This is a genomic window from Streptomyces sp. NPDC057638 (assembly GCF_042800315.1).
Classification (GTDB): domain Bacteria; phylum Actinomycetota; class Actinomycetes; order Streptomycetales; family Streptomycetaceae; genus Streptomyces.
The window spans coordinates 1-6828 of record NZ_JBHVHF010000364.1; the positions used below are offsets into that span (position 1 = coordinate 1).

Sequence of the window (6828 nt, forward strand, 5' to 3'; positions counted from 1 at the left end):
CATCACAGAGGCCCCCACGCCATCACGGCGAGGGGGCCTCTGTCATCTCCGCGTACACCGCCTCCGCGTACACCGTCTCCACATACGCCGTCCGCTTCCAGCCAGAACGGCTTTTTCAAGCCCTTTTCGCAAGGTTCCTACACAACATGAATATGACCGGTTGGTCATGATTCATCCCGGCGAAAGAGGCGCGGCGGCGGGCCTGTGAGCGGCGTAATGGCCCCGTTCCGTGTCCACGGCGGGCGCGCATGGAGGAAATGATTCCACCGGACCTCCACAGAGATGGGGGTCCCTTGTGCATGCCGCACCGAGACCGTGCATCATGCAACCGGCAGCTGCCTATGTCATGACACGGACATCGGTCTTCGGCCACTTATGCCTCCGTCGGGATCGCGGGTGAAGGGGGCCCCCGCGTTCCGGCGCCACCACACACCACAGGCACACGGCCACACCCGTATGCCGGGGGGAAGACAGATGACGTCGACGCCGAGCGACGACGGGAACTCCGGAGACCCCTCCCGGACGACCCAGCTCCGGGTGCCCGCCCATCTCCGCGCCACCGGGACGGGTGCCCCCGGGACGGAACCCACGAGGACAGACACCACCGCGACACGTGTCACCGGGACACGGTCGGGCGGCCGCCGCGCCCAGACCCGCGCCACCGCGGCCCGCGCGGAGCCCGCGAGCGGGCCGCAGCTCCCGGCGTACGACTACGAGCACTACAGCAGGCTGGCGGGGCCGCTCACCCAGCCCGACCCGCACCGGCCCTACCGGGTCCAGTACCGCTCCCTGATCGCCCACGAGCCCCACCGCGTCCGCGCCGCCCTGCTGCTGGGGGCGGCGCCGCTGGTCTCGCTCGGCCTCTTCGTCTGGCTGATGCAGCCCGACCACTGGACCGAGCGCGACCCCAACCTCAACGACGACCTGCTGGCCGTCCTCGATGTCGTCATGCTGGTCTCGATCGGTCTGATCGAGCTGTTCCGGACGATGAACGTCCTCTCCAACGCCCACGCCACCCTGGTCGCGCGCGACCCCATCCCCGTCGTCCCCGAGAGCGGCACCCGCGTCGCCTTCCTCACCTCCTTCGTGCCCGGCAAGGAGCCGCTGGAGATGGTGACGAAGACCCTGGAGGCGGCCATCCGCATCCGCCACCGGGGCACCATGCATGTCTGGCTGCTGGACGAGGGCGACGACGACGCGGTCAAGGCGGTCTGCGCCCGCCTCGGCGTCCACCACTTCTCCCGCAAGGGCGTCCCGGAGTGGAACCAGGCCAGCGGCCCCCACCGCGCCAAGACCAAGCACGGCAATTACAACGCCTGGCTCCAGGCCCACGGCGACGCCTACGACTACTTCGCCTCCGTCGACACCGACCACATCCCGCTCCCGAACTACCTGGAGCGGATGCTCGGCTACTTCCGCGACCCCGACATCGGCTTCGTCATCGGCCCCCAGGTCTACGGCAACTACGACACCTTCGTCACCAAGGCCGCCGAGTCCCAGCAGTTCCTCTTCCACGCCCTCATCCAGCGCGCGGGCAACCGCTACGGCGCCCCCATGTTCGTCGGCACCTCCAACGCCGTACGCATCTCCGCGATCAAGCAGATCGGCGGCCTGTACGACTCGATCACCGAGGACATGGCCACCGGCTTCGAGATCCACCGCGCCCGCAACCCCGACAGCGGCAACCGCTGGCGCTCGGTCTACACCCCGGACGTCCTCGCCGTCGGTGAGGGCCCCACCGCCTGGACCGACTTCTTCACCCAGCAGCTGCGCTGGTCCCGGGGAACGTACGAGACGATCCTCAAGCAGTACTGGAGGGGCTACGGCACCATGCCGCCGGGCAAGCTCTTCAACTACACGATGATGATCATCTTCTATCCGATGTCGGCCCTGAACTGGATCCTCGCGGCCCTGAGCTGCGCACTCTTCCTCGGCATGGGGGCCTCGGGCGTCCAGATCGACCCCGCGATCTGGATGATGCTGTACGGGAACGCCTCGGCGCTCCAGATCGGCCTCTACATCTGGAACCGGCGCCACAACGTCTCGCCGCACGAGCCCGAGGGCTCCGGCGGACTCGCGGGCATGGCGATGTCCGCGCTCTCGGCGCCGATCTACGCCCGCTCGCTGATGGACGCGGTCCTGCGCCGCAAGAGCTCCTTCGTGGTGACGCCCAAGGGCGACTCCTCCAGTCCCGACACCCTCTTCGGCACCTTCCGTATTCACCTGTTCTTCATCTCGGTCTTCGGTGCCTCCCTCATCGCGTCCTTCTTCCTCGGGCACGATCACCCCGCCATGATCATCTGGGCCCTGCTGGCCACGCTGATCACGGCCACGCCGATCCTGGTCTGGCGGTACGAGATGCGGCGGGAAGCGAAGAAGAAGCGGGGGCGGCGGCGCGCGGGCGGCCCCCGCCCGGCCGCCGCCAGCGGACCACCGGACACCGGCTCCGGACCGGCCGGACCGCCAGGAACCGGCACCGCGCACCCCGGACAGCCGGGCACCGGCACCGGACGCGCCGGACAGCCAGGTACCGGACGCGCCGGACCAGCGCCCGGCGCTGACCCGACGACCGCCGAACAGACCCTCCAGATCTCCCTGGGACGGAAGAGATGAGCAAGCAGCGCCGCGCCACCGCCTCGCGGCACGGGGGCACCCGCCGCCGCGCCCGCGCCTCCGCTGGTGCCGCCGGCAACGCCGCCGCCACCAGCGCCCACCGCAAGCGGCGGGCCCGCCGTCTGGCCATCGGCACCGCCGTGGTCATCACCGTGGCCGGGATGAACGGACCCGCCGTCTGGCGGTACGGCACGGCCAAGTACCACGAGTACACGATCAACAAACCGGAGTACAAAGCCGCCAACGGCAAGTGGGACTTCCTCAGCGTCCCCTCCGAGTACCGGGTGAACACCATCCACGCGGCGCTGCTCCACACCGGCAAGGTGCTGCTGATCGCCGGGTCGGGCAACAACCAGAAGAACTTCGACGCGAAGAAGTTCGAGTCGGTGCTGTGGGACCCCAAGACCAACGCCTTCCGGCACATCCCCACCCCCGCCGACATGTTCTGCGCCGGACACACCCAGCTCCCGGACGGCAAACTGCTGGTCGCGGGCGGCACCAAGCGGTACGAGAAGCTCCAGGGCGATGTCACCAAGGCGGGCGGTCTGATGATCGTCCACAACGAGGACCCGGACGCGCCCAAGACCCTCCCCGCCGGAACTCGCTTCACCGGCAAGGAGAACGGCAAGACCTTCGTCTCCAAGGACCCGGTGCTGATCGAGAAGGCCGAGAAGGTCTTCGACAAGGAGACCGGCCGCTTCCTGCACACCAAGGCCGGGCTCGGCCGGGTCTACGTCGAGGCCGAGCGGAGCGGCAAGGAACACGAGACCGGGACCGAGGACAACTACCGGATCCACGGCCTCAAGGGCTCCGACACCCGCAACCTCTACGGCATCGCCCAGAAGCTCGCCCTGGACAAGAAGGATTTCCAGGGCATCAAGGACGCCTACGAGTTCGACCCGGTCGCGGAGAAGTACATCCCCGTCGACCCGATGAACGAGGCCCGCTGGTACCCCACCCTCACCACCCTGGAGGACGGCAAGGTCCTCGCGATATCCGGGCTCGACGAGATCGGCGCGATCGTGCCGGGCAAGGACGAGGTCTACGACCCGAAGACCAAGGAATGGGAGTACACCGGCAAGATCCGCCGCTTCCCCACCTACCCGGCGATGTTCCTGATGGACGACGGCCGGCTCTTCTACTCCGGCTCCAACGCCGGGTACGGGCCCGCCGACGTCGGCCGTGACCCCGGCATCTGGGACGTGGAGACCAACGCCTTCCAGAAGATCCCCGGGCTCGGCGACCCCGACCGGATGGAGACCTCGGCCACCGTGATGCTGCCCCCCGCGCAGGACCAGAAGTTCATGGTCATCGGCGGGGGCGGGGTCGGCGAGTCGGAGCGGTCGAGCGAGAAGTCCCGGCTGGTCGACCTGAAGGAGCCCAGTCCGCGCTTCCGTGACGGCGCGACCCTGGACAAGGGCACCCGCTACCCCAGCGCCTCCCTGCTGCCGGACGACACCGTGCTGGTCACCGGGGGTTCCGAGGACTACCGGGGCCGCGGCGGCTCCAACGTCCTCCAGGCGCGCACCTACGATCCGAAGACAGGGACGTACCAGCGGGTCGCCGACCCCCGGGTCGGCCGCAACTACCACTCGGGGTCGGTACTGCTGCCCGACGGCCGGGTGATGATCTTCGGTTCCGACTCCCTCTTCGCCGACGAGGCCAACACCCGGCCCGGCGTCTTCGAGCAGCGGATCGAGATCTACCAGCCGCCGTATCTCTTCCGGGACTCCCGGCCGGTCGTCAGCGGCGGCCCGCAGCGGATCGAGCGGGGCGGGTCCGGGACCTTCAAGGTCAGCGGCGGGACGAAGCCCGCCACGGCGAAGCTGATGCGGCCGAGCGCGGTGACCCATGTGACGGACGTGGACCAGCGGACGGTCGCGCTGGAGCTGACCACGACACCGGGCGGCGAGGTCACGGTCACGGTGCCATCGAACCGGGCGCTGGTGCCGTCCGGCTGGTACATGCTCTTCCTGACCGATACGGAGGGGACGCCGTCGGAGGCGGTGTGGGTGGAGGTGCCGTAGCGGGTGTGGCCCGGGGGCGGGCCGGCCGGGTCCCCGCCGAGGGGGCGGGCGGACCGGCCCCGGGCCGGGGGTGTGAGCGGGGCGCCGGGTGCGCGGGGACGTGCGAGCGCGGGCATGTGCGAGCGCGGGCATGTGCGAGCGCGGGCATGTGCGCGGGGAAGCCTGGACGCCAGATCGCCGGACGCACGGATGTCAGGACGACCGGGAGGCAGGGGCCAGGTCGCCGGGCGCACAGACCGTCAGGGCTACCGGGCTACCGGGCAGCCCCGGCCCACGGCACCACGCGTCAGCGTGCCCCGCGGGCCAGGGAGAGGGCGTACTCGGGCCACCAGGCGCCCGCGCGCGGGCCGCCCTTGCACTCCCCGTCCGACTCCCCCGGCCGCTTGATCCACAGATAGGCCGCCACCAGCGGGTCGTCCGTCTTCACCGTCGGGGCCTCCCCCAGCGCCCGCCCCGGCGGATTGCACCAGTTCTCCTTGGGGTCACCCTCGGTGTAGGCGCCGTTGCCGTTGCGGCTGGTGTCCACCACGAACGGCTTCCCCCCGACCTTCCGCGACAGCCGCTTGCCGAACTCCACACTCACCGAGGTCGGGTAGAAGTTGGAGACATTGAGCGAGAACCCGTCCGCACGCTCGATCCCGGCCCGCCGCAGCGGTTCGTGCAGGGCGTCCGGCTGACTCCAGCCCGCGTTGCCCGCGTCCAGGTAGACGGTGGTGTTCGGCTGCTCCTTGAGCCGTTCGACGGCGCCGCGCAGCAGTGCGTACCGCTCCTCGTGGTACTCGGGCGGGGTGCACCGGTCCACCAGGTGGACCACCGCGTCGGGCTCCAGGATCACCGTGGCCCGGCGGTCGCCGATGCCGCGCGCGACCTGGTCGATCCAGCCGCGGTAGGTGCTGGCGTCGGCGGCCCCGCCCTTGGAGAACTGGCCGCAGTCGCGGTGCGGGATGTTGTAGAGGACGAGGAGGGCGTCCCGGTCGGCCTCGGCGGCCCGGCCGGTGATCCGGCGGGTCTCGGCCTCGGTGTCCCGCGTCGGGATCCAGTCGGCGGTCGGCTGGCCCGCGATCCGCTCGATCAGCTCGGCCTTGGCGTCATCGCCCGCGTCGCGGTAGTCGGTGAGCTGACGGACCGCGTTGCCGTCGGGATTGACCCAGTACGGCACGGTCTCCTTGGGCCGCTGCCCCACCGGGGCGCCGTCACCGCTGCCGCCGTCACCCCGTCCGACGCCGTCGGCCGCGCCGAAGGAGCACCCGCTGACGAGCAGCACCGCGGCCACCGCCGTGGACGCCATGGCGCGCCCGGCCCAGATCCCGTGCACGTGACTTCCCCTCGCCCGCTCTCCCCGCCGCCAGACAACCCTTCGTCGCCGTCAGACGGCCCTTCGTCCCAGGTCACGCCCGGAGGTGCACACATCCTGGCACACGTGTTCGGCGTCCTGGGGGAAGCCTTCCGGACACCCTCGCGGTCCCGGTGGACAGGGGACGAACAGCGGGCGAACACCCGGCGTCCACCGGCTGACGCCCGGTCTCCGCCCCTGGTCAGGACGGGGGCCGGCCCACGGCGGCGGCGTCACCGACGACCGGGGTGACCCGGGTGCCGGGCGCGGGGGCGGGCGCGGGGCCGGCGTCCGGTCCCCAGAGCCAGAGCCCGAGCAGCAACGCGGCCCCACAGCCCCCCGCGAGCGCCCGGCCGGGGCGGGGGTGGGCGGGACGGTGATCCGTGCCGCCACGGCGATGTGTCGCGTGCGGGTACGGGGTGCTCGCGTGCGGGGCGTCCGGGCGGTGGCGCGGCATGCTCGGGTGCGGGGTCTCCCGGTGGGCCGGCTCGCTCCGGGCGGGGCCGTCCTGGCGGGCCATCACTCCACCCCGCCACGGCGGCGGCGCGAGCCGCGCAGGGCCACCGCGACGGCGGCGGCGCCCGCGAGCAGCAGCCCGACGACGGCCTGGGCGGTTCCGGGCCCCGCGCTCTCGGCCTCTTCGGCGGGTGTGCCGCGCCCGGGGTCCTCCCGTGGGGGCTGCTCCTCGGCGTAGGCCGGGGGGCCGTCGGCGCCGGAGCGCGCGGGGGCCGTGGCCGTGTCGGGCTCACCGACTCCGTACGGCGTGAAGGACCCGGCGGCCGGTCCCGGTCCGGTGGCCGGATCCACGGAGGCGCCAACGGCGACGCCCGCGGCGGCGGCCGTGGGGAGCACGGC

4 protein-coding genes and 1 pseudogene are annotated in these 6828 nt (G+C 71.5%); 2 read left to right on the forward strand and 3 right to left on the reverse strand.

Translation table 11 applies throughout. The features are described 5' to 3' along the window. Positions 1-474 precede the first annotated feature (474 nt). Both ACFVIM_RS30910 and ACFVIM_RS30915 read left to right on the forward strand, forming a co-directional pair. Positions 475-2613, forward strand: coding sequence for a glycosyltransferase family 2 protein (locus ACFVIM_RS30910; RefSeq protein ID WP_384308359.1), 2139 nt, complete (start codon positions 475-477; stop codon positions 2611-2613). Positions 2614-2774: 161 nt separating this feature from the next. After that, entirely contained in the window at positions 2775-4640 is a 1866-nt protein-coding gene (locus ACFVIM_RS30915) for a galactose oxidase-like domain-containing protein (protein WP_384308365.1), read from the forward strand. Positions 4641-4926: 286 nt separating this feature from the next. Here ACFVIM_RS30915 and ACFVIM_RS30920 read toward each other — a convergent pair whose 3' ends face one another. From ACFVIM_RS30920 to ACFVIM_RS30930, 3 genes and pseudogenes are all read right to left on the reverse strand, one after another. Beyond that, positions 4927-5928 (reverse strand): glycoside hydrolase family 6 protein, encoded by a 1002-nt coding sequence (locus ACFVIM_RS30920; protein WP_384308367.1) that lies wholly within the window; start codon positions 5926-5928, stop codon positions 4927-4929. A 247-nt stretch (positions 5929-6175) separates the two neighbouring features. After that, positions 6176-6493, reverse strand: a complete 318-nt coding sequence (locus ACFVIM_RS30925; protein ID WP_384308362.1) for a hypothetical protein — start codon at positions 6491-6493, stop codon at positions 6176-6178. Next, positions 6493-6828, reverse strand: a pseudogene (locus tag ACFVIM_RS30930) (hypothetical protein); the annotation flags it as partial. The pseudogene ACFVIM_RS30930 and the gene ACFVIM_RS30925, both read right to left, overlap by 1 nt.

Excerpts from the sequence above, each read along its gene's own strand:
- ACFVIM_RS30910 (WP_384308359.1), top strand. The coding sequence starts at position 475 with ATGACGTCGACGCCGAGCGACGACGGGAACTCCGGAGACCCCTCCCGG.
- ACFVIM_RS30915 (WP_384308365.1), top strand. The coding sequence starts at position 2,775 with ATGAACGGACCCGCCGTCTGGCGGTACGGCACGGCCAAGTACCACGAG.
- ACFVIM_RS30920 (WP_384308367.1), bottom strand. The coding sequence starts at position 5,928 with ATGGCGTCCACGGCGGTGGCCGCGGTGCTGCTCGTCAGCGGGTGCTCC.
- ACFVIM_RS30925 (WP_384308362.1), bottom strand. The coding sequence starts at position 6,493 with ATGGCCCGCCAGGACGGCCCCGCCCGGAGCGAGCCGGCCCACCGGGAG.